The organism is Streptomyces sp. NPDC034670, from assembly GCF_055574875.1.
Genome location: NZ_JBVITR010000027.1, coordinates 63,364 through 84,985 on the forward strand (window position 1 = coordinate 63,364; position 21,622 = coordinate 84,985).

The window sequence follows — 21,622 nt, forward strand, 5'->3', positions numbered from 1 at the left end:
ACGACGCCCGCGTTCCCCGGCCCGTGTGATCGTTGTGTAACGGCGGTCGGAGAGGGGCCTTCCTCGGGACGGTCATCTCGTCCGGTCTGCTTACACTGCTGAAATGCCACGGGTCCTGATCGTCGAAGACGACCTAGATGTCCGCAGGGCCGTCCAACTGGGTCTGCGGCATCAGGGGCATGAGGTCTTCGCCGTGGAAACGGGGGAGGAAGGGCTGGAACAGCTCCTCCCCTTCCGGCCGGACGTCGTCGTGCTCGATCTCATGCTGCCCGGCATGTCCGGCCTGGACGTGTGCCGCCGGATCAGGGACCGCGACCAGGTGCCGATCATCATCGTGACGGCCCGGGGAGACGACGTCGACGTGGTCGTGGGGCTGGAGACCGGTGCGGACGACTACGTGGTGAAGCCCGTGCAGGCCCGGGTGCTCGACGCACGGATACGGGCCGTACTGCGCAGACAGGACGCGTCGCTGCCGGACGGCACCCGTCCCCGGGCGGAGACGCACGGCGAGCTGGTCGTCGACCGCGCCGGGCTCGTGGTGACGCACCGCGGCGAACCCGTCACCCTCGCCCCCTCCGAACTGCGGCTGCTGCTGACCCTGTCGGCCTCGCCCGGCCAGGTGTTCAGCCGCCAGCAGCTGCTGGAAGCGGTCTGGGAACACAGCTACCACGGCGACATACGGCTCGTGGACGCCTGTGTGAAGCGGCTGCGCAACAAGCTCGGCGAGGGCAGGAATCCCCGTTACGTGCAGACCGTACGCGGATTCGGTTACCGCTTCGGCACCTCATGAGCGACCGGACGTCCGCGCGGACACGGAAGACCGTACGGACGCGGAAGACCGCCGGGGAGCGGAGAACCGCACCCGAGGTCCCCACGGCTGAAGAGCCCCCCGCCGCCGTACCGGGTGCCGGCCCCCGGCGGTTCCTCCGGGCGGCCCTGGCGCGCGTCCCGCTCCCCCTGCGGGGTCTGCGCCCCCGCCTGCTGACGTCCTTCGTCCTGGTGGCCATGGCCAGCTCCCTGGGCACCGGGGCCCTCGCCTTCCGCGAGGCGCGCACGGGGGTGCTCCAGCAGAGCCAGGACTCCGTCATCAACCGGTTCCGTACGAGCGTCGACGCCGTCGCGCCCTCCATCCCCATTGCCCCGAACCAGGCGGACCTCCAGTTTGCGGTGGACCAGGTGCTGTACGCGAACCGTTCGTCGGGCTGGCGGATCATGGCCACGTACGGCGGCCACCGCGCCTACGCGCCGAGCGCCGGTTTCGTCGAGCTGAGCCCCGAAATGCTCCGGTCCGTCCGGGACCGGCGTGTCGCGGTGTTCCAGCGGATGAACGTCGACGGGCGTCCTCGTCTCGTCGTCGGCATGCCCGTCACGTACACCTCGGGCGAGGGCCCGGAGACCAGGCTCTCCGGGCTCGTGATGTACCTGGAGGTCCCGCAGACCACCGAAGAGGGGTACATCGAGGCCATGGTCCACGGCATCGAGCGGGCCACCCTGGTGGCTTTGTGCCTCGCCGTCGTCCTGGCGCTGCTCGCCGCGAGCGGCGTACTGCGTCCCGTACGGGCGCTGCGTCGGGCGACGCGCCGGATGGCCGCGGGGCATCTCGACGTCCGGCTGGACGTCACCGGCTCCGACGAACTGGCCGATCTCTCCCAGTCCTTCAACGAGACGGCGGCCGAACTGGAGCGGACCGTACGGGAGCTGCGCCGCCTGGAGGCCCAGGGGCGCCGCTTCGTGGCGGACGTCTCCCACGAGCTGCGCACGCCGCTGGCGGCGATGTCGGCGGTCACCGACGTGCTGGACCTGGAGGGAGAAGGGGAGACCGGTGAGGCACTGCGGCTCATCAGCGAGGGAACGAACCGGCTGAGCGGATTGGTGAACGACCTGATGGAGATCTCCCGTTTCGACGCGGGGGCGGCCGAACTCAACCGGGACGAGGTCGACCTGGCCGAGTCCGTACGGCGCACCGTCGCCTCCCGGTGGTGGCAGGAGCAGGTGGAGACCCGGCTGCCCGGACCGGGTGAGCTCCGCGCGCGCGTCGATCCGCGCAGACTCGACGTGGTGACGGCCAATCTGATCGGCAACGCGCTGCGGCACGGAGAGCCGCCCGTGCGGCTGACCATGGGGGTACGGGTGGACGGGGCGGGCATGGCGTGGGCCGTCATCGAGGTGACCGACAACGGACCGGGGATCGCCGAGGAGGCCATGCCGCACATCTTCGAGCGGTTCTACAAGGCGAGCACCTCACGGGCCAGGAGCGAGAGCAGCGGGCTGGGTCTGGCCATCACGGCGGAGAACGTGCGCCTGCACGGGGGGCGCATCCGGGCGGCGAACCTGCCCCGGGGCGGCGCGGTGTTCACGGTCGAACTCCCGCTGCACCGCGACGACACCGACACCGAGACCGACGGGGGCGCCCGGTGAGGGGCTCGCGGACGGCAGTGCTGCTGTCCGGGCTCACGGCCGTGGCCGCGGTCGCGCTCACGGCGTGCGGAGTCCCCCCGTCCGGTGTCATCGAGGCCGGTGCGCCGGCGAGCGGCATGTTCTCCCCCAGTGCGACACCACCCTCGAGGCCCGCCACCATCTCCCTCTTCTTCCTGCGCGACGGGGGGCTGACGCCCCATCCCCACCGGATCCACGACGCCGGGAACCTCGAGGCCGTCGTACGCCTGCTGTTCGAGGCGTCGGCCGCGAACGAGGCCCCGGCGGCCACCACGGAGCTGCCCCGCCTGACGGACGCGCCGCGGGTGGCGGTCGACGGCGGCATCCTCTTCGTCAAACTCCCCGGTGCGACGGCTCCGCTGAGCCGTCGGGCCATGCTCCAGCTGACGTGCACGGTGAACCACGCGGTTTCGCCGGTCCCCACCGCCGTCCCCCGCGCCGACGCGGAAGCCGACGGCGACACCGCGCGCCGTTCCGCCGCGCCCAGCAGTCTCCATGTGTTCGGGGACGGATGGGCGATGACGCAGTCGGACCACGCGTGCCCCGTCGTGTCCCCTCCGCAGGAGCAGCCGGAAGCACCGACCCCGTGGGAGCCCTCCGGCTGACCACCGGACGGCCCCCGCCCAGGACCGGAACCGGCCTTCCGGCCACGGCCCCCCGCCTGACCGCGCGGTGGCAGGCCGGCCGACCGCTTCCGGGCACATGCCTCACTCGTTCCTGTCAGGCCTTCTGCACTCACCGTCACGTGACGCACCGAAGTGGGGGGCCGGATGGCGCTGAACGAGACGGCCGGGCAGGAGGACGGCACCGCGGCGGGGCCGACGCTGGAAAGCCTGCTGTCGGTCATGGGGCCGGTGCGCTGGAACCCGTGCCGCTCGAAAAGTCGTCGTCGCCGGTCAAGCGATACGGCGGTACTCGCTGATCACGCCGCCGAGGATCCTGGTCCGCAGCACTCGGCGGGCGTTGAGGTCGTGCACTGTGGCATCGGGCCGTCCCTTGGCATCAGGCGGTAGTTGCTGCCGGGCTTGGTGAGGTCGGTGGGCGTTGCAGTGCCGCCGGTAGGCGGCCAGGGCCTGGCGGGCGTGGGCCTCGTTCACGATCAGGACATGGTCGAGCATCTCGCGCCGGATGCTGCCGATGATCCTCTCGCAGTGGGCGTTCATCCGAGGAACCCGCGGGGCACTCACGATCACCTCCAGTTCCTCGGCCTCGAAGACCGTGTCGAACGCCGCACCGTACGTGCCATCGCGGTCACGCAGGCTGGGCGGTGACTCCGGTGATGTGCAGGCGCCTCGTGCCGTGCTCGAGGAACACCAGTGCGTACAGCCTCGTGCCGAGCGCGGTGTCGAGGTGGAAGGAGTCTGCCGCGATGCTCCCCTCGGCCCGGGCGGCCAGGAACTCGCGCCGGGTCGGACCGGCACGACGCGGCGCCGGGCCGGTGCCCGCGGCGTCGAGGATCTCCCGGACCGTCGAGGCAGCGATCCGGTGCCCGAGTCGGGCCGACTCCCCTGGGATCCGCCGGTGCCCCCACCGCGGGTTCTCCCGGGCCGGCCGCAGAACGAGCGTCTTGGTCGCCCCTCGGGTGGGCGGGCGTCCGGTGCGTCGGCGTGCGGTGTCATCCCCCTCGGCAGCGACGAACCTGCGGTGCCGGGCGAGCAAGGTGCCTGGGGGGAGCCGGGAAGACCTCGCGCCGGTGTCGCCGGGGTATCAGCCCGAAGAGGGCAGCAGACCAGAACCGGTCGGCCGGCTCGTGGCGGACCGGGCCGGCACTCTGCCGGCGCGGGACCGCGTTCTCGTGCCGCGGCACGAGCAGCTCGGCGTCCTTCGCGGTGTCACGGCGCGGCAGCACCGACGGGACGGACGGCAGTCTCCGGACCACCCTGTACAGCAGAGACACGATCACGCGGACAGGGTCCCAGGACCGAACCGCATCACTCCCGCCTGCGCCGATGACTTCTCGAGCGGCACAGGCTCACCAAAGGCGGGTCGCGGGCGCGGGCGCCGTCAGCGGACCAGGTCCGTCAGTGAACCGCGCAGCGTCTCGCGCAGCTGCCGCATCTGTTCGGGTGAGTAGGTCCAGCTGTCGTACTCGTTCTGTACGAGCAGTCGGCCTCCGAAGCTGGCGACGCCGATCTTGGGGGGCATGCCCGGCGCGTTGGCCGTCCCGCCGAAGCGGAGCAGTTCCATGCCTTCGGGGACGGGGTGCGCGGGGATCCGGCCGACGTTGGAGATTCCGTAGCTGACGACTGGGACGGGCACCGCGATGCCCCGGGCGCCGGCCCTGAGTGCGGCCAGCAGGAAGCGCTCAGGGTCGCGCCGGGTCAGCGCGCCGGCGATCTGGTCGGCCACCTCCCGGCCCACCCTCTCCGGCCGATCGTCGTGGCCGACCGCCAGCGTGGTCTGCAGGCCGGTGATGCAGTTGAGCACGGTGCTCAGGGGCAGTTCGGGTGTCAGCCGGGTGCGCAGGTCGACTCCGTGACCACAGGTCATCACCAACGGTCCCTCTTCGGGGGCAAGTTGGGCGCGGACAGCGGTCAGGACCAGTCCCGTGACGAGGCTGTTGACGGTCACCCCACGGGCTCGGGCGGCGGCCACCACGGCGTCGGTGGTCTGCACGGCGAACTCCAGCCGGTCGACTACGAAGCGGCGCGTCGCGACCGGCCGGTCGGGGCGCCCCACACCCTCGGTGGGCAGGACGGCGGGCTCGGTCTCGGGTGCAGTGCCCTGCGCGATCGCGTCGACCACGGCATCGATCTCCGCGTCCGGCAGGGCGCCGGCCAGTCGAGTGTCGATCGCCTCGGGAAGCTCCTCGCGTCGCTCGACGGACGGACTCGCGCCGGCCGCCAGAGCGGTGTAGTGCTGCCAGAACTCGTCGAGCAGGGCGAAGGCCGAACGGCCGTCGGCCACCCCGTGGTGGACGCCGAGCACCACCTGAGAGCGCTCGCCGTCGGTGAGCAGCCAGGCGTGCAGCAGACTCTCGGTCCAGTCGGGCCGCGTGTTGATCAGTTCGGCACAGGTGTCCTCGATGCCGTCGAGCAGGGTGAGCGGCGGCTCGACCCGGTCGCGGACCCGCAGGAGCAGGCCCACCTCACCGGCCACCACCTCGGAGCGCAGGATCGGGTGGCGCTCGGTCAGCAGGCCGAGCGCCACCCGCATCAGCGCCGGGTCCAGCCGGCCGCGTACCAGGGACTCCACGAACGCCGGCATGTCGTACAGGGGAAGGCCCGCCGCTCCCAGGTCCAGGAAGTAGACGCTCTCGAAGGGCGATATGGGCCGCTGACGGGTCATGGGGCTTCAGGTCTCCGATCTCGGTGGACGAAGGGGTTCTCCTGCCGGGCCGCTCCCGGTGGGCGCCGCCGAGACGGTGCAGGACGGCCTCGAACCGCTCGTGGTCGAGCGGTGGCGCGGGCAGGGAGCGGGCGGTCGCGGGGCGCGGGCCGTCTAGCAACAGGGCCAGGTGGCGTCGCCGGAATCTGAGGGCTGCGGGTGCGGCCCGGCCCAGCACGGCCAGCGGGAACAGCAGGTCTTCGATGGTGATGCCGGAGCGGATCGTGAGCTGTCCTGGCCGCCCCGGGTGCCCCGTCGGCCCGTACGCAGGGCGCAACAGCCTTCCGCACCCTGTTGGAGCGGTACCCCAGCCTGGCCCTGGACACCGGCCCCGCCAACCTGCGGTGGCGCCCCAGCCTGATGCTCCGCGGCCTGCATGCGCTCCCCGTCACCTTCCGCTAACGCGGTTCGGGCACCATCGGCAGCGGCCCGGCCGTCAGGCTCATCCCGGCCCGGGGCGAGACGGTGGTGCCCGGCACGGGCCGCAGACGCCAGCGGGAGGCGAGGGCGGCCAGCGCGAGCGTCGCCTCCGTCATCCCGAAGACGTCGCCGATGCACTTGCGGCTGCCCGCCCCGAACGGCAGATACGAGCCACGGGTGACGTCCTTGGCGCGCTCGGGCAGCCAGCGGTCCGGGTCGAAGGCTTCCGGACGCGGGAAGAACTCCGGGATGCGGTGGATGACGTAGGGGCTGATCAGGATGTCCGTACCGGCCGGCAGCCGGTGACCGGCCAGTTCGGTGGGCTGGGTGGTCACCCTGGTGTACATCCAGGCCGGCGGGTACAAGCGCAGGGTCTCGGTGAAGATCCGTTGGGTGTGGGCGAGCCTCGGCACGTCGGCGTACGTCGGCGTGCGGCCGCCCAGCACCTCGTCGACCTCGGCGTGCAACTGCGCCTCGACCTCGGGATGGGCCGCCAGCAGATGCCAGGTCCAGGTCAGGGCGCTCGCGGTGGTCTCCACGCCGGCCAGCAGCAGGGTCATGACCTGGTCGTGGACCTCCCGGTCGGTCATCGCGCCGCCGCCCTCGTCGTCCCGCGCGGCCAGCAGCGCGGACAGCAGGTCGCCGCGGTCCTCGCCGGAGCGCCGGTAGTCGCTGATGATGCCGTCGATGAGGTTGTGCAGCCGGCCGAGCGCGGCGTCGAACTCACGGTTGGCGGCCAGCGGCAGCCTGGCGATCAGACCAGTGGGATCGAGGGCCCGGCGGAACGCGCCGCGCACCATGACCGGCAGGCTGCGCTGGACCTCCGCGACGGAGTGCGGCGCCATGTCCGTCGAGAACAGCGCGCGTGCCGTCACCCGCGCGGTCAGCGCCTGCATCGCGTCACCGACGTCGACCGGCCGGCCCGGCCGCCAGGTCTCCGTGTGCGTCGCGCACTCCTCCTGCATCACCTCGGCGTACGTCGCGATGCGCGTGGGGTGGAAGGCCGGCTGGATCATCCGCCGCTGTCTGCGGTGGTCGGCCCAGTCGGAAGTGATCAGCCCGTTGCCGAGGATGGGGCGGGCCTTCTCCTTCACCGGGCCTCCGGTGTCGTAGACCCGCGCGTTCAGCAGCACGTCCTGCACCAGTTCCGGATGGCAGGGCAGATAGGTGAGCCGGGTGCCCAGTCGCAGCTCGACCAGGTCGCCCAGGGCGGGCAGCGACGAGAGGTACTCCAGCGGGCGGCGCGCCAAGTGCAGTGCGTGGCCCGCCAGCGGAAGCCTGCCCGGCGCCTTGGCGATCCGCCAACTGCGCCTGACCGGGTCGGATTGGGTCTTCATGCCGGATGCGCCCCCTGAGACGGTACGGACGGGGAGAAGGAGAAGGGAAAAAGAGGGGAAGCCGGGTCAGCGGCGTTCCAGCACCATGGGCAGCGGGCCCGCCTCCAGGGTGGCCTTCGGCTCGGGGCGCAGGCGGCTGCCGGGGGCCGGGCGCAGCCGCCAGCGCGCGGCGACGGTCGCGACGATCAGTGCGGTCTCGGTGAGCGCGAGGACGTCGCCGATGCACTTGTGGCTGCCCGCGCCGAACGGCAGCAGCGCCCCGCGGGGTACCTGGGCCGCCCGCTCGCCCTCCCAGCGCCCCGGGTCGAAGGTCTCGGGGTCCGGGAAGAGCTCGGGATTGTGGTGCAGGGCGTAGGCGCTGTACAGGATCATCGTCCGGGCGGGGATGGTCCGGCCACCGAGTTCGACGTCCTCGGCCGCGACCCGCATCGCCATCCATGACGGCGGGTACAGCCGCAGCGCCTCGGTGATGACATTGCGGATGTACGGCAGCGCGGGCAGGTCGGCGGAGACCGGCGTCCGGCCCTTCAGCGCGCTGTCCACCTCGGCGTGCACCCGCTGCTCCACCTCGGGGAGCGTGCCCATCAGGTGGAAGACGAAGGCCAGGGTGGAGGCGGTGGTCTCGCTGCCAGCGACCAGGAAGGTGACGACCTGGTCCAGGACCTGGACGTCGTCCAGCTTCTCCCCGGTCTCGGGGTGCTCCGCCCGCAGCAGGGTGGACAGCAGGTCGCCGTGGTCGGCGTCGGACCGGCGCCGTAGCGCGATCATGTCCGCCACGATCTGCCGCAGCCGTGTGTTGGCGTGGTCGTAGGCGCGGTTTCCCGGGGTGGGCAGCTTCTCCAGAACGCCCAGCGGGGCGACGGTCCGCCGGTAGATGCCCTGCGAGACCGTTCGCAGGCACTGCCGGGCCTCCTCGATGGTGTCCTCGTCGAGCCCGGTGGAGAACAGGGTGCGAGCAGCGACCCGCATCAGCAGGGCGTGCATGGCGTCGCTGATGTCCCGGATCTCGCCGGCCCGCCAACCGTCGATGACGGTACGGGTGTCCGCGGCCACCGCCGTCGTGTAGGCGGCGATCTTGGTGGTGTGGAACGCGGGCTGGATCAGCCGCCGCTGGAAGCGGTGCTCCTCGCCACGGGAGACCGACAGGCTGTTGCCGAGGAGCTGGCGTGCCTTGTCGAAGATGCCGCCCTTGTCGAAGACGCGCGGGTTGAGCAGGACCTGCCGGACCAGTTCGGGGTGGGCGGCGAGATAGGCGCGAGTGGGACCGAGCCGGACTTCGACCAAGTCGCCGTGCGCGGGAAGCGAGGCGAGGAACTCCAGCGGACGGCGCCACAGCGCGGGGATGTGTCCGAGCAGTGGCACGGGGTCGGGCGCGGCGCCGATCCGCCAGGACCGTTCCACCGAGGGCGATCTGGGAGTGGTGGGCATCCTGAGTCCCCTACTGGATCCGTGAGTTGACGTCGTTGACCGCGGCCTGGTAGCGCCGGTCCCGGGTGGTCCAGACGAAGTTGCCCTGGATGAGGTCGAGCAGAACGTCCCGGGTGAGCGGGTCGAACGCCTTGATGCACTCCATGTCCTCGGCCATGTCGTCAAGGCGGGCCTGGAAGAACGCCTGGAAGTCGGCCTCGTCGGACATGTCGCACAGTCGGAAGCAGTTGGTGATCTGCCCGAGGGCCTGCTCGCGTTCGTAGGAGTAGAAGTCGTTGACCACGGCCAGGCCACGGGCGGTCATCCGGGCGGCCAGCCCCGTCTTGGAGTGCTCGGTCAGCTCGGGGTGGCGGTAGATCGGGTAGGACATCCGCATCCAGAAGTCCACACCGACGTCGGTGACGCGGAAGCGGAAGTACTGCTCGGGTGAGGTGCCGCAGAGCACTCTCTTGAGCTCCGAGTCACGGAACATGTGGTCGCTGGTGACGAAGGCGCGGGCGCCCTCGTAGGCGAACTCCGCGTCCTGCGGGGTGTAGTACCGCTCGCACACCGCGCGCAGCTGGGGCAGGAAGAGGTCGAAGTCGTGCACAGCGGGGTCCATGTCGTCCCACACGAAGGTCACGCAGTTGAGCACGCAGACGGCTTTGAACGCCTCCATGTCCTTGATGTGGCGGGCGCTCTGCGACCAGCGCACGACGTCCATGTAGGAGATCCAGCGCTTGTCCGAGACGCTCTTGCCGAGCGGGGCGACCGCGCGGTTGCAGGCGTCGATGACCTCGCGCAGCTCGGCGTCCGTCATCGGCACCTTCTGTGCCTCGTACCCGACGTGCCGGTCGAAGAGGGCGGCGAACCGGTCGGTGCATTCCTGCCAGCGGCGGATCGTCCCCGCCGGGGCCGGTGCGGTCAGATCCGCGGTCATGAGTTCCTCCTGGTTGCCGTGGCGGAGAGGTGTTTGAGGGCGGCGACCGCGTCGGCGGTGAAAGGGGCGGCGTCCAGCACGCCCAGCGCCCGCCGGTAACGGTCATCGATCATGCGTTCGACGGCGTCCCGGGCACCTGTGGCCGCGAAGATCGCGCGGACCTCCTCGGCGCCGGTCTCGTCCAGTTCGGGATCGCCGATCAGCGTGCGCAGCCGGGCACGCTGCGCCGCGTCGCCCGCGCGCAGTGCCAGCGCGACCAGGGCGGTGCTCTTGCCGGCCCGCAGGTCGTCCAGACGCGACTTGCCGGTGTCCCGGACCTCGCCGTACACGCCCAGCAGGTCGTCGCGGAGCTGGAAGGCCTCCCCGAGGGGCAGCGCGAATGCCGTGCAGGCGGCCAGGACGGGAGCGTCGGCGCCCGCGAGGGCGGCGCCGATGTGCAGCGGCCGTTCCACCGTGTACTTGGCGGTCTTGTAGCGGTTGACGGTCAGAGCGGCATCGACGTCGTCGGTGAGCTCGCCGGTCGCCCGCAGGTCCAGGTACTGGCCGAGCATGACCTCGGTGCGCATCTCGGTGAGGATCGGCAGCACCGCCGCCGACTGCGCGGGGGTGAGGCCGGCCGTGTGCAGCAGGTTGTCCGACCAGGCGAAGGCGAGGTCGCCCAGCAGCACGGCGCCGCCGATTCCGAAACGCTCGGTGCGGTCGTCACCGCGTTTTCCGGCGAGTATCCGGTGGATGGTCGGACGGCCGCGCCGGGTGTCGCTGTCGTCCATGATGTCGTCATGGATGAGAGCGAACGTGTGAAACATCTCGAGCGACGCGGCTACACGTACCACGGTCGTCAAGTCATTTTCTCCGCCAGCCGCCTGCCAGCCCAGCACGGTGAGAATCGGCCGTATTCGCTTGCCGCCCACCATGAACTCTTCAAGCATTTTCACAAGCTGGGCCAACTGCCGTTGTCTGGGATTCTTCCGCTGATCGTCCAGGAAATCAAAGAGGACGCTGTCCACTGCGGCCCTCGCGGAGACCGGGTCCAGTATGTCGGGAGATAGGGTGTGGGTACTCACGATTCTGCTCTACATCCCCACTCGTAGGGCCCGTCAAATCGTTTCCGCGCGCAGAACGGCGTGCACCGGTATCCCCGCGCTGAGTGGGGACGGCGGTACGGGAAACGGCGTTCGGACGGGCCGGATGATGGGCGGGCAAAGGGACGGTCGGCCGCCCGCTGGGAAGGTCTCGGCCTGACGGGACCCGCGGGGCGACGCAGCCCGGCGCGCCGCGGGACGGCAGGCGTCAGGGGATCAGATCGACGCGGAGTTCTCTGAGGCCGCGGATGTTGACCTGGGGGCGCCAGACGACGTCCTCGCGGGCCGGCCTGATGTCGCGGTACCTGCGCAGCAGCTCGGTGAAGACCAGGCGGGCCTCGGCCTTCGCCAGGAGCGCCCCGATGCAGTAGTGCGGGCCTCCCCCGAAGGACAGCGGGCGGATGTCGGAACGCCGCAGGTCGAGACGGTCGGGATCGGCGTAACGCCGCGGATCGCGGTTGGCGGCGCCGAGCAGGATCATCACCTTGGCGCCGGCCGGGATCACGGTGCTCCCGACCTCGATGTCACCGGTGGTGATGCGGGCCACCAACTGGATGGGCGCGTCGTAGCGCAGCAGTTCGTCGACGGCGTTGTCGACGAGGCCGGGCTCCTCGCGCAGAGCGCGCAACTGGTCGGGATGGCGGAGCAGGGCGAGCATGCCGTTGCCGATGAGGTTGGCGGTCGTCTCGTGACCGCCCATGAAGAACATCATGACGTTGGCGATGATCTCGTCGTCGGAGAGCTTCTCGCCGTCGAAGTCCGCCAGCAGCAGGCGGGAGACGATGTCGTCCCGCGGGTCCGCGCGCCGTCGCGCCAGATGCTCGGTGATGTACGCACCGAACTCCTCCGCCGCGTCGTTCATGGCCCGGAGGGTGGTGTCGTCGGTGGCCGGGTCGATGACGTGGCCCAACGCGTCGGTCCACTTCCGGCACAGATCACGGTCCTCGACCGGCAGGCCGCCCAGGCCGCAGAAGACGGTCACGGGTACAAGGGCCGCGAGGGACCCGATGAGGTCGACGTCCCGGCCGTCGCCCATCTCGTCCATGATCTGGTGAACGATGCCGGTCATACGGGGAGCCGTCTCACGGATGGCCCGGGCGGTGAACACCGGGTTGGCCAGACCGCGCAGCCGACGGTGCGCCTCCCCGTCCCGCATCAGCATCCAGCTCCGGGTGGCCTGCACGATCGGGCTGTCCTGTCCGCCCCGTTGTGCGGCCCATTTCGGGTCTTGAGGATATTCACTGGATAACTCGGGCTTTCGCAGGATCGCGACGACCTCGTCGTACCCGGAGACCACCCAGTGCCCGTACGGCGTCCGATGAACCGGTTCGGCGTCCCGAAGGCGTTTGTAGAGGGGATACGGGTCGGTGCGCAGTCGTGGATCGCGCGCATTGAATAGAGGTTCGTCCCCCGAGAGTTCCATGCCAGTCTCCCCCATGAAATCGGCAGGCAGGACCGTCGGCCCGCTGAAGCGACCGAGATCCCCGTGGTCGAATACTAGGCACATGAAGGCCGTGGGTGGCAAGGCCCGTCCTCCCTGGACACCGCCCTCGACTCCGTATTACGTTCGAGCAGTTGACGAGGACACCGATCAGCGCAGCAGGGGGATGAGCGGTGCGACGCACTGTTTTTCAGCACGAGCACGAGGCCTTCCGCACTCAGGTGCGCGAGTTAATCGAGACGGAAGTCGTGCCCGTCTATTCGGAATGGGAAGCCGCCGGCCGAGTGCCGCGTGACTTCTATCGCAAGCTGGGCAAACTCGGCATTTTCGGGTTCGGTGTCCCGGAGGAGTTCGGCGGGGCCGGTCCCAAGAGCTTCAAGTTCAACGCCGTCATCGCCGAGGAGTGCGCGAGAGCCGGCGTCACCTTCGGTGGGGCCAGCGCGCACCTGGCGCTCCCGGCCACCCTGGTGGACCACACCACCGATGATCAGAAGCGGCGTTGGCTGCCGGGGTTCGTCACGGGTGAGCTGATGACGGCCATCGCGATCACGGAGCCGGAGGCCGGCTCCGACGTGGCCGGTATCCGGACGGCGGCCGAGCTGTCCGAGGACGGCACGCACTACGTGCTCAACGGCAGCAAGGCTTATGTGTCCGGGGGAGCCCAGGCCGATCTGGTGCTCGTCGCCTGCCGCACCGCGGCCGCGGGGACCGACCGGCGCGGCGGCATGTCCCTGCTGGCCGTGGACACCCGCGCCCCGGGTGTGGCGGTCGATTCGGAGCCGGCCACGCTCGGCCTGCGCTCGTCCGACATCGTCGGGATGACCTTCACGAACGTGCGCGTCCCCGTCGGCGACGTGGTGGGCGAGCCGGGCGACGCCTTCGCCTGTCTGGCCGGCATCTTCCCGCAGGAGCGGCTGGGCATCGCCGTCGGCGCCTACGCCCACGCCGCCGCAGCGGTCCGACTCGCCACCGCCTTCGTCCGCGAGCGCACCGCCTTCGGCAAGCCCGTCGCCGCCTTTCAGAACACCAAGTTCGTGCTCGCTGACTGCAAGGTCACGGTGAACGCGCTGCAGGCGGTCGTCGACCAGGCCCTGGAGGCGTTCGACGCCGGGGAACTGACCGCCGAGGAGGCAGCCGCGACCAAGCTGTACTGCACGGAGGCGGCGGCCGGCGTGCTCGACGAGTGTCTTCAGTTGCACGGCGGTCTCGGCTTCACGATGGACCACCCGATCACCCGGCTGTACGCCGACAACAGGGCCAGCCGGATCTTCGGCGGCACCAGTGAGATCATGCGCACCATCGTCGCCAAGTCCATGGGGCTCTGAGCGGGCGTTCGAAGTGGGCACCTCAGAGGTCGTTCTCTTTCCGGACCTCGTGTGCGGTTTCTGCTGGTCAGGCATGGGATCGCGGTTGTCGCGGGAGCCTGGGCCCGTGGCTGGCCGAGATGTCGTGGGGGTGGCGGATGCCGTCGATGCGGGCGGTTCTGGAGACGCGGCAGAAGGCCGCGGCGGTGCGGGTGGAGGAACTCGAAGCCGAGCTGGAGCGGGTGCGGGCGGCTCTGGGCGAGCCGACGCGTTGCCAAGTCCGTGCGCCAGTACGCCGCGAGATCATTTCACTCGTGACCGGGCGTCCCCGTTCAAGGCAGTTCCGGACGGTCTCACCGAACCTTGAGCGGCGCTCCTCACAGGTCCCGGTGACCTGAGTCAGTCGAAGAGGGCAACGAGTCCATTCACCCAGATCGCGAGGAATACAAGGACCGCCGCCAGGCAGCCGACGCCCGCCAGCACACCGCCGACCGTCCACGGCTCGGAGGGCGCCTCGTACTCCCCTTCCAGGTCGTCCCGGTAGGAGGCGGGGTCGTCCCAGTCGACGGGGTGCCCCAGCTCCTCGGCGCAGGCGGTCCGCACCGCGACCAGCTGCCCCTTCGCGAAGGCAGTGGCCGCGTTCGTCTCGGGGCCGTGCCAGGCCAGGGCCTTCATCCGCCACCCGGGAGACCCGTACCGCGCCTCGAAGGCGGCGGTCTCGTCGGCGTTCCGGTCCTCTTCGAGGTACATCCAGCGTCCAGCCTCGGCGGCGTCGCCGTAGAGCCGGTACACCCCGGCCAGACGACGGCGGAGCGTCAGGTCGTGAGGGAAGGACGAGATGAGACCGCGCAGGCGCTGGCGCGCGACGGGAATCCGGCCGGCGGCCAGGTCTGCATCGACTCGGGCAAGGGTCTCTCTCAGGGGCATGAACGCATGATCGGATATCGCACTGACCTACGTCGACCTGGTTTTGTCGCTCAGCGCTCGCTCGCTCTCGACGGCATCGGCTGAACCTCACTGAGACGGGACACCGCCAGTTACGGGACAGCCCTTACTGACTTCAGCTCGTCGGGGTGAACCTCGGCGAAGTCCCTGGTGGGCTGGGAGTGGTGGCTGTGTCTCGTGGTGTGTGAGGTATGCGGATGGACCGCGGTGATCACGGGTGCGAGGAGTCCGTCGAGGGCCAGCCGGGCCGACCGCTCCAGGTTCTCGCGGTCGACGCGACGCTCGACGAAACGCCCACCGAGATCGGACACAGACATATCGCCCACAGCGATGACGTCGCGGGGATCCCGGGCCAGCGGCGCGACCGTCCGCAGCGAGGTGCCTCCGGCCAGGTCGACGATCCCGTCGAAGCCGTCCGGAACCAGCTCGCGTGCCGCGGCGGCGACGTCCTCGGCGGTGTAGTCGATGAACCGCACCCCGAGGGCCTCGGCGTGCTCGCGTTTGGCGGTGCTCCCGGTGCCGATCACACGCAGCTCGCGCCCGACAGCCAGCCGGGCGACGGCGAGGCCGACCCCGCCCCCGACCCCGTTGACCAGGACCGTGGCACCGGCCGGGAGGCTGAGCTGGTCGAGCACGTCCACCGCGGTCGTCCCGGCTACTGGCAGCGTTGCCGCCACGGTCGCGGACAGGCCCTCCGGGATGCGCGCGGTGTTCGGCGCGGACAGCACCGTCGTCTCGGCGTAGGTGCCGCCACCGGTGAGGGCGAAGCCGAAGACCGCGTCACCCACCTCGAGCCCGTTGACGTCCTCGCCCCGGGCGAGAACGGTTCCGGCTGCCTCCATGCCCAGCACGCGGGGAAACGGACGCCCGCCGTCGAGCCCGTCGACCAGACCCGAGCGCAGAAGGTGGTCGAGGGGATTCACGCCGGCGACGTCGACCCGGATCAGCACCTCGCCGCGACCGGGGACGGGGTCGGGACGATCGAAGAACTCCTGCACCTCGGGCCCGCCATACCTGCCGAAGCCCCACGCCTGCCCCGTCTTCCGCCGCCTCTCGTACGACCGACCCGGTGATTCCGGGCGTTGTCGCCATCCTCACCTCTGACATTGACGTGAGGGGCAACCGGCTGAGACGCAGATCACAGCGTCAGGCCGACTGCGTCACCGGTTCCGGGGCCGTGGACAGCTCCGCCCGGTGCCGGCTGTTGGCCCTGATCAGCACGTCGAGTGCGTCCCGGGTCTCGTCCCGGTGGCTCACACGATCCAGGGTGTGCTCGACCGAATCGGCCACGGGGGCCCCGAGCGGAACACCTTCACGTCCTCGTCACGGGGATCGGAGACACCCGCGTCGGTGGCCTTGAAGGAACCATGGTCGAAGGCCAGGCCCACGACCCGGTGAGCGTCCCCGAGCGCGCGGCGGAGCAGGCCGCCCTGGATGACCGGGTGGTCCGGGTCGTAGCCCTGTAGGTACACGTGGCCGTTGTGGGCGGCCAGCACCGTCCGGGCGCCGGTCTGCTGGAGCCACCGGAGGGTGTTGTCCGCCATCACGGTGTCGCGGTAGGCCGGTCCCTCGCGTTCGTCGGCCGGGTTGTCGTAGTCGAAGGCGTCCTGGCGTGCGGCCTGGTGGATGATCTCCGCGTTCCGCACCGCCCGGACGTGGTCGTCCCCGGCCATGGTGCGCCCGGTGAAGCTCCGGGCGCGCAGCAGTTCCAGGACGCGTCCGGTGCGTTCGGCCTTCGCGCGGCGCTCGGCCAGGGGTGCCTCGAAGGAGGCCGCCATGTGCTCGCCGACGGGCAGGGTGGGGCGCAGTCCCCGGTACAGCTCGGTGACGGTGGGCAGCAGGTCCGGGTGGGCGCGCCGGACGTGGTCGACGACTCGGTCGTACAGCTCCGGGCCGGCGTAGCTGCTGTCGTCGCCGGCGAACCGGAGCGGGTCGTCGGGGTGGGCGACGTTGTGGGCGCGCATCCGGCGGATCATGTCCAGGTAACCCTGGCTGTGCAGCAACAGGTGAGCGTTCTGGAACTCCTCCGACATGATCCGGGCGGGATCGCCGCGGCCGGTGAGCAGATAGTGGTCGAGGCGCGCACCGGAGCTCCAGTTGGTTTCCAGGACGAAGGAGCGGAAGCCCTTCTCCTCGACCAGGTACCGGAACGCCCGGTGCCTGAAGGTGACGAAGTCCTGGGATCCGTGGGCGGCCTCGCCGATGCCGACCACGACGGCGTCGCCGACCGCCTTCCCGAAGGGGTGCAGGTCCTCGGACCCCCCCGAGGGCTCGGTGGTGCGCAACGGAGGGGCTGCCTTTTCGAGGGCCGGCAGTGCGTCGTCGACGGTCGTGAGGGGCCCGTCCGCAGCCCCGGTGTCCCCGTCGGCCGGGGCCGCTGGGCCGTTCCGGGCACGGCGGTGGGCCAGACGAGTAACTCGGCCCGCGGACACCGGCGGTGCACGCGGCCTCGACCAGCGCGCCGGGGAAGCGGCGAATCGCCTCTCCCCGACGAGCTGGTCGCTTCCCTGGGCGGCCCCCGCAGGTCGTCCGGCTCACAGCAGTCGCTCCGCGAGGTAGCGCTGGAATTGCCACAGCGGACGCTCCAGATGGGAGAACCGGCCGTTGGACGGCGCCGGGTGGGAGGCCAGGCCACGCTGAACACCGCGGACGGCCACCAGGTCCTCTTCCTGGATCCGGGCGATGCGGGCGCGCAGGCCGTCCGACCGCTCCGCGGGACCGGGTGTGTCCGCCACTTCGGGCGGGACCATGACCGTGATCCGCGTGTCGTGGGTGGCGGGACCGGTGGGCAGCCAGCGGATGCCGACCGCGCTGTCGGGCAGGACCGCCAGGACGAACTGGGGGAAGATCCCGGCGATGAGCATCCCCGGCCGCGGCCCCCGACCGGTTCGCGCCCGCCTTCCCAGACCGGTCCCACCGCGCTCGGGACGGGACAGCGGTGTGAACATGGTGAACCAGCGACCGTCGCATTCGTCGACCTCCGTGTCCCGGGCCGACAGCACCGGCTCCAGGGTCGCCGCATGCGTGCCCATGTGGTGGTAGTTCTCGCAACCGTTCTCCACCGCCACCTTCCAGTTGGCGGGCACGCCCTCCCAGGTCTGGGTGTGGACGCTCACCCAGTCCGCGATGCCGTGGCTGCTCAACCGCGGGCCCAGCCCGCGCAGTTCGGGCGCCACCGGTGTCGCGCCGGGGTCGAGGTTGAGCATGACGAAGCCGTTCCAGACCTCGACGCGGTGAGCCGGGAGCCGGCAGCCTGCCCGGTCGAAGTCGACCCGCTGCATCAGTGGAGCACCGGCGAGCTGCCCCGCGTACTGGCCGTTCAGCCGGTAGGTCCAGGCATGATACGGGCAGGTCAGCCGTTTCAGGCAGCCGTGCTCCGGCGCGGTCTCCGGCGGCAGGAGGTCCATGAACCGGTGGCGGCACACCCGGGACAGGGCATGCAACTCGCCCTGCTCGTCCCGGGTGATCACCAGGGGTGTGCCGAGGATGTCCAGCCGCAGGTAATTCCCCGGCTGCGGAATCTCCTCGGTCCGTGCCACGCACAGCCACTCCCGCCGGAAGATCCGTTCGACCTCCCGTTCGTAGAGCTCGGGGGAGGTGTAGGCAGGGGGCGGCAGTGTCTGGCCGCGTTCGAGCGGGAGCGCGGCCAGACGCCGCAGCTCCGCGAGCGTCGCGCGCAGCGCCTCGGGGGCGGAGGGTGCGGAGGCCGCGGGGCCGGTGGCCTCGGTCTGGTGGAGGGCCATGGTGATCAGCTTTCCCTTCTGGTGAGCAGGGGTGCCGAACCGAAGAGGGACAGTGCGTGCCGCCGCCCGTAGCGGCGGCTGTAGGAGACGGTGATGAGGACGACAGCGCACAGCAGCGCCAGCCCCTTCGCGCGGTTGAGTGCCGGAACCGCCTCCACCGGGAGCAGCAGGGCGACGAGCACTCCGGCAGCGCAGTCCAGCAGTTGGGCGCCGCCCCACAGGACCGTCAGCCGGGTCAGTCCGCTGCGCAGCGTCGGCGAGACGCTCCAGGCCGCTTCCCGGATGCGCGCCGCGGTGGGCCCGTGCCAGTACTGGCCTGCCTGGAAGGCGAAGGGCTTCGCCACGACGAGCGAGCCCAGGATCCACAGTCCGGCAGCCGCCGAGAGCGAGGCGTCCTTGACGAGGATGACCCGTGGACTGCCGGTGAGCAGCGATGTCACGATGCGCACCGCCAGCATGCCGATGATGAACACGTCGAAGCTGTGCATACGGCGCCGGGTGGCGGCCTCGACGGCCATGCGCACCGCCGGGACTGCCCCGCTGAGCGTCAGGGCCAGCCACTGGCTGGCCCCCTGCGACCGCAGCACGTAGAACACCGCCAGCGGAAGAACCACCGCGAACAGGATCGGAGTGGCCGCTGTCCGCCACGCCGGCATGTCTTGAGTTCCGGTCCGACCGTTTGGTGATGCCATACGGAAAACCGTAGGGACCGGCTAAGATCACCGAATCGACGCCAGGAGCGATATGCACGATAAATACTTTGATGTACCTGTTCATCCTGGTTGACGATGGACGGTAGTTCCGTGATCTGCGGCCTTCCCGCCCGCGTGGCCGTGCCGGTGGTGCCGGCGGGCCGCGATCCGTTTCGACGGGCGCCTGCCGGCCGAGCCGCCGGGGCCGGGCAAGCGACGGCGGTCGATGCCCGGGCGCGCCGGCCACCGGCTTACGGTGCGCTCGCCGGCCTGCACCCTTGGTTCGCGTGGTTCGCGAGTTCGGTGGTGATCCGGCGGGCGGGCCACTTGCTGTCCCGCGCCGCGGAGGGGAACAGCGCGAAGGCCGTCAGGCCCAGGTCGCGGGTCAGCTCGTGCAGGTGCCGGGCGGCGTCGGCCTTGGGCCGGAAGGCGGTGCCGACGCGCTCCGGGGCCAGTGACTCGATCACGCCGTCGTCCAGGGCGCCCGTCGCGTGCACGACGGCCGTCACGGGGTGCTCGGCGAACAGGGCCGCGACCGCGTCCCGGTCGGCCACGTCGCAGGCGACCGCGTCGACTCGGGCGCCGAAGCCGGTCAGCCCCTCGTGCAGCGCGTCGACCTGGCCGCGCCTGCTGACGAGGACGAGGTGTCGCACCCCGTGCTCGGCGACCAGGTGCCGTGCCACCAGGCCGCTGAGCATGCCGCTCGCACCGATCACCAGGACGGGGCCGGTGCCGAAACCGGGCTTCTTCCCCGCCCCGGGACGGGCCCGTACGAGCCGTGGGACGAGCAGGTGTCCGGCGCAGCGCCAGCTGGGGTTCACCGGTGGCGACGGCGCCGGACAGGGGTGCGCCGCGGCCCCGCCCAATCGGTGCCGCCATCTGTGCCGGTGTCAATGCCGGTGTCAATGCCGGTGTCAGTGCCGGTGCCCGCGTCGGTGTCGAGGAGCACGAACCGGCCGGGGTGCTCGGACTCCGCCGCGCGTACCAGGCCCCACACCGGGGCACCGGTCAGGTCAGGGACGTCCTCGTCGGGTCCTGCCGCCACGGCTCCGCTGGTGACGAAGACCAGCTGGGCCGGGGCGAACCGGTCGTCGGCGAGCCAGGAACGCATCAGGGTCGGGGCCCGGCGCGTCACCTCGGCGGGGCTCGCGGCCGGGGCACGGGGGCGAACACGGGGTACGGCACCTCGTCCTCGGCCAGCGCGGCCGGATCCGGGGGGCACGGACCCGTCTCGGAGATCTCCGCCCGGCCGGTCACCTCTCCCCAGCACGGCCCAGCTCGCCGACGGCGAATCGGCGGGGCGCAGCCGGGTCCAGTCGACCTGGAACAGCGAGTCGAGGCGGTCGTCGGCCAGGCCGTCCACCGCGAGGGGCCGCAGTGACAGCTCGCCCACCGAGGCGACGGGGACGCCCGTGCCGTCGGTCGGGGTGATCGCGACGCCGGACACGTCCGCCGGGGCGAGCCGCCCGCGCAGCACCGACGCGCCGCTGCTGTGCAGCAGCACCCCGCGTCAGGAGTACGGCAGCCGCAGCCGCTCGGTGTCGGTCGCGAAGGCGCCCGGGCCGATGGCGTGCAGCGCGGGGCCGCCCAGGTCAGACGGCTCTCCGAGCGGGAACGGATGGTCCCGTGACCTTCTCGACGACGTGGTCGTCAAAGCCCTGCTTCCCGCACCCGCAGGGGTGAGCGGTGGTCCGGGCCGGCCGTACGGGGCGACCGCACGGCCGGCCCGTGGTGTCAGACGGTGGTGACCACCTGGTCGTAGGCGAGGCGGGGAGAACGGTCGAACCACGCGTTCTCGCCCGGCTTGCCCATGTTGACCACGGCGAGGACCGAGTGCTCGCCGTCGGGGAAGAACTCGTTGTTGATGCCGTCGGCGTCGAACCCGGTCATGGGCCCGGCGGCCAGCCCCGCGGCCCGGACACCGAGAATGAAATAGCCCACCTGCAGAGTGGCATTGAATTTCGCGGACTGCTCTCGAACGGCCCGGTCCGAAAACGCGAGGTCCTTGAGCTGGGGGAAATGCGGGAACTGCTCCGGGAGTTCCTCGTGGAACTCGTTGTCCGCGGCGAGAATCGCGACCAGCGGAGCCGTCTCGGCCTTCTTGTTGTTGCCTTCCGCGAGGTGCCGGACCAGGCGCTGGCGAGCCTCGTGCGAACGGACCAGGACGATGCGCAGCGGCTGCTGGTTCATCGAGGTGGGGGCGTACTTGACCAGGTCGTATATGGCCTGGACCTGCTCATCGGTGACCGGCTCGTCGGTGAACGTGTTGGCCGTGCGGGCCTCCCGGAAGAGCAGGTCCTGCGCCGCGGGGTCCAGGGCGAGAGTCATATCAGAATTCCTTGGTGTCAGTGAACGGGTCGAGTGAATGGGAGAGCCACCCCGAAAAATGGTTCCGGTGGCCTTTCTCTGCGTGATCGGCAGGCTATCCGAAAACGGTTCCCTCATCTACTGCGAAGCGGTGAATAATGGCAGCAACGGCCGTTTCCGGCCAATTCGCGCAACGCCCGGGACGGCGTGTCCCGGGTCGGTTCCGCGCCGCGTCCGCCGG

20 protein-coding genes and 1 pseudogene are annotated in these 21,622 nt (G+C 70.8%); 5 read left to right on the plus strand and 16 right to left on the minus strand.

The genetic code is table 11. The features are described 5' to 3' along the window. Positions 1 to 103 precede the first annotated feature (103 nt). Genes ACZ56B_RS19175 through ACZ56B_RS19185 form a run of 3 tightly spaced genes read left to right on the plus strand, consistent with a single transcriptional unit; the run spans position 104 to position 3,041 of the window. Positions 104 to 790, plus strand: coding sequence for a response regulator transcription factor (locus tag ACZ56B_RS19175; protein ID WP_190204026.1), 687 nt, complete (start codon positions 104 to 106; stop codon positions 788 to 790). Continuing rightward, on the plus strand, positions 787 to 2,418 hold the full coding sequence (locus ACZ56B_RS19180; protein ID WP_468791413.1) for an ATP-binding protein: 1,632 nt from the start codon (positions 787 to 789) through the stop codon (positions 2,416 to 2,418). Before ACZ56B_RS19175 ends, ACZ56B_RS19180 begins: the two co-directional genes overlap by 4 nt. Beyond that, on the plus strand, positions 2,415 to 3,041 hold the full coding sequence (locus tag ACZ56B_RS19185) for a hypothetical protein (RefSeq protein ID WP_468791416.1): 627 nt from the start codon (positions 2,415 to 2,417) through the stop codon (positions 3,039 to 3,041). The genes ACZ56B_RS19180 and ACZ56B_RS19185 overlap by 4 nt, the downstream gene beginning before the upstream one ends. Before the next feature lie 291 nt (positions 3,042 to 3,332). Here the strand turns inward: ACZ56B_RS19185 and ACZ56B_RS19190 are convergent. The 6 genes and pseudogenes from ACZ56B_RS19190 to ACZ56B_RS19215 form a co-directional block, all read right to left on the minus strand. Continuing rightward, positions 3,333 to 4,339: pseudogene (locus ACZ56B_RS19190) on the minus strand (integrase core domain-containing protein). Between the two features lie 101 nt (positions 4,340 to 4,440). Continuing rightward, positions 4,441 to 5,724, minus strand: a complete 1,284-nt coding sequence (locus ACZ56B_RS19195) for a phthiocerol/phthiodiolone dimycocerosyl transferase family protein (RefSeq protein ID WP_468791419.1) — start codon at positions 5,722 to 5,724, stop codon at positions 4,441 to 4,443. Between the two features lie 437 nt (positions 5,725 to 6,161). Then, positions 6,162 to 7,520, minus strand: a complete 1,359-nt coding sequence (locus ACZ56B_RS19200; RefSeq protein ID WP_468791422.1) for a cytochrome P450 — start codon at positions 7,518 to 7,520, stop codon at positions 6,162 to 6,164. A gap of 66 nt (positions 7,521 to 7,586) precedes the next feature. Then, the gene (locus tag ACZ56B_RS19205) at positions 7,587 to 8,948 is read right to left on the minus strand and encodes a cytochrome P450 (RefSeq protein ID WP_468791425.1); all 1,362 of its coding nucleotides are present in this window, start codon (positions 8,946 to 8,948) and stop codon (positions 7,587 to 7,589) included. A gap of 10 nt (positions 8,949 to 8,958) precedes the next feature. Further along, entirely contained in the window at positions 8,959 to 9,867 is a 909-nt protein-coding gene (locus ACZ56B_RS19210; protein ID WP_468791428.1) for a terpene synthase family protein, read from the minus strand. Then, positions 9,864 to 10,745, minus strand: a complete 882-nt coding sequence (locus ACZ56B_RS19215) for a polyprenyl synthetase family protein (protein WP_468791485.1) — start codon at positions 10,743 to 10,745, stop codon at positions 9,864 to 9,866. Before ACZ56B_RS19215 ends, ACZ56B_RS19210 begins: the two co-directional genes overlap by 4 nt. Between ACZ56B_RS19215 and ACZ56B_RS19220 the strand changes: the two genes are divergently transcribed. After that, positions 10,647 to 10,916: a hypothetical protein gene (locus ACZ56B_RS19220; protein ID WP_468791488.1), complete on the plus strand. Its 270-nt coding sequence runs from the start codon at positions 10,647 to 10,649 to the stop codon at positions 10,914 to 10,916. The two genes, ACZ56B_RS19215 and ACZ56B_RS19220, sit on opposite strands and share 99 nt — an antisense overlap. A gap of 241 nt (positions 10,917 to 11,157) precedes the next feature. On the opposite strand, the gene ACZ56B_RS19225 is transcribed toward ACZ56B_RS19220, so the two are convergent. After that, on the minus strand, positions 11,158 to 12,372 hold the full coding sequence (locus ACZ56B_RS19225) for a cytochrome P450 (RefSeq protein ID WP_468791431.1): 1,215 nt from the start codon (positions 12,370 to 12,372) through the stop codon (positions 11,158 to 11,160). Positions 12,373 to 12,563: 191 nt separating this feature from the next. On the opposite strand from ACZ56B_RS19225, the gene ACZ56B_RS19230 reads away from it, so the two are divergent. Then, positions 12,564 to 13,715 (plus strand): acyl-CoA dehydrogenase family protein, encoded by a 1,152-nt coding sequence (locus tag ACZ56B_RS19230; RefSeq protein ID WP_468791434.1) that lies wholly within the window; start codon positions 12,564 to 12,566, stop codon positions 13,713 to 13,715. A gap of 378 nt (positions 13,716 to 14,093) precedes the next feature. On the opposite strand, the gene ACZ56B_RS19235 is transcribed toward ACZ56B_RS19230, so the two are convergent. From ACZ56B_RS19235 to ACZ56B_RS19275, 9 genes are all read right to left on the minus strand, one after another. Next, complete coding sequence (locus ACZ56B_RS19235) at positions 14,094 to 14,621, minus strand: DUF6584 family protein (RefSeq protein WP_468791437.1); 528 nt, start codon at positions 14,619 to 14,621, stop codon at positions 14,094 to 14,096. A 110-nt stretch (positions 14,622 to 14,731) separates the two neighbouring features. Further along, a complete protein-coding gene (locus tag ACZ56B_RS19240) occupies positions 14,732 to 15,637 on the minus strand; it encodes an alcohol dehydrogenase catalytic domain-containing protein (protein WP_468791440.1) in 906 nt (301 codons plus the stop codon). A gap of 255 nt (positions 15,638 to 15,892) precedes the next feature. Further along, a complete protein-coding gene (locus ACZ56B_RS19245) occupies positions 15,893 to 16,924 on the minus strand; it encodes an erythromycin esterase family protein (protein WP_468791443.1) in 1,032 nt (343 codons plus the stop codon). 249 nt (positions 16,925 to 17,173) lie between these two features. Continuing rightward, positions 17,174 to 18,382: an aromatic ring-hydroxylating oxygenase subunit alpha gene (locus ACZ56B_RS19250; protein ID WP_468791446.1), complete on the minus strand. Its 1,209-nt coding sequence runs from the start codon at positions 18,380 to 18,382 to the stop codon at positions 17,174 to 17,176. Between the two features lie 5 nt (positions 18,383 to 18,387). Then, positions 18,388 to 19,074 carry a VC0807 family protein gene (locus ACZ56B_RS19255; protein ID WP_468791449.1) on the minus strand — a complete coding sequence of 229 codons (687 nt, stop codon included), beginning with the start codon at positions 19,072 to 19,074 and terminating at the stop codon, positions 18,388 to 18,390. A gap of 251 nt (positions 19,075 to 19,325) precedes the next feature. Continuing rightward, entirely contained in the window at positions 19,326 to 19,895 is a 570-nt protein-coding gene (locus tag ACZ56B_RS19260) for a KR domain-containing protein (RefSeq protein ID WP_468791452.1), read from the minus strand. Further along, positions 19,892 to 20,578, minus strand: a complete 687-nt coding sequence (locus ACZ56B_RS19265) for a SpnB-like Rossmann fold domain-containing protein (RefSeq protein ID WP_468791455.1) — start codon at positions 20,576 to 20,578, stop codon at positions 19,892 to 19,894. Before ACZ56B_RS19265 ends, ACZ56B_RS19260 begins: the two co-directional genes overlap by 4 nt. 6 nt (positions 20,579 to 20,584) lie before the next feature. Then, a complete protein-coding gene (locus tag ACZ56B_RS19270) occupies positions 20,585 to 20,728 on the minus strand; it encodes a hypothetical protein (protein ID WP_468791458.1) in 144 nt (47 codons plus the stop codon). Between the two features lie 80 nt (positions 20,729 to 20,808). After that, the gene (locus tag ACZ56B_RS19275; RefSeq protein ID WP_468791461.1) at positions 20,809 to 21,402 is read right to left on the minus strand and encodes a malonic semialdehyde reductase; all 594 of its coding nucleotides are present in this window, start codon (positions 21,400 to 21,402) and stop codon (positions 20,809 to 20,811) included. Positions 21,403 to 21,622 lie beyond the last annotated feature (220 nt).

Excerpts from the sequence above, each read along its gene's own strand:
- ACZ56B_RS19175 (WP_190204026.1), top strand. The coding sequence starts at position 104 with ATGCCACGGGTCCTGATCGTCGAAGACGACCTAGATGTCCGCAGGGCC.
- ACZ56B_RS19180 (WP_468791413.1), top strand. The coding sequence starts at position 787 with ATGAGCGACCGGACGTCCGCGCGGACACGGAAGACCGTACGGACGCGG.
- ACZ56B_RS19195 (WP_468791419.1), bottom strand. The coding sequence starts at position 5,724 with ATGACCCGTCAGCGGCCCATATCGCCCTTCGAGAGCGTCTACTTCCTG.
- ACZ56B_RS19200 (WP_468791422.1), bottom strand. The coding sequence starts at position 7,520 with ATGAAGACCCAATCCGACCCGGTCAGGCGCAGTTGGCGGATCGCCAAG.
- ACZ56B_RS19205 (WP_468791425.1), bottom strand. The coding sequence starts at position 8,948 with ATGCCCACCACTCCCAGATCGCCCTCGGTGGAACGGTCCTGGCGGATC.
- ACZ56B_RS19210 (WP_468791428.1), bottom strand. The coding sequence starts at position 9,867 with ATGACCGCGGATCTGACCGCACCGGCCCCGGCGGGGACGATCCGCCGC.
- ACZ56B_RS19220 (WP_468791488.1), top strand. The coding sequence starts at position 10,647 with ATGGATGAGAGCGAACGTGTGAAACATCTCGAGCGACGCGGCTACACG.
- ACZ56B_RS19225 (WP_468791431.1), bottom strand. The coding sequence starts at position 12,372 with ATGGAACTCTCGGGGGACGAACCTCTATTCAATGCGCGCGATCCACGA.
- ACZ56B_RS19235 (WP_468791437.1), bottom strand. The coding sequence starts at position 14,621 with ATGCCCCTGAGAGAGACCCTTGCCCGAGTCGATGCAGACCTGGCCGCC.
- ACZ56B_RS19250 (WP_468791446.1), bottom strand. The coding sequence starts at position 18,382 with ATGGCCCTCCACCAGACCGAGGCCACCGGCCCCGCGGCCTCCGCACCC.
- ACZ56B_RS19255 (WP_468791449.1), bottom strand. The coding sequence starts at position 19,074 with ATGGCATCACCAAACGGTCGGACCGGAACTCAAGACATGCCGGCGTGG.
- ACZ56B_RS19275 (WP_468791461.1), bottom strand. The coding sequence starts at position 21,402 with ATGACTCTCGCCCTGGACCCCGCGGCGCAGGACCTGCTCTTCCGGGAG.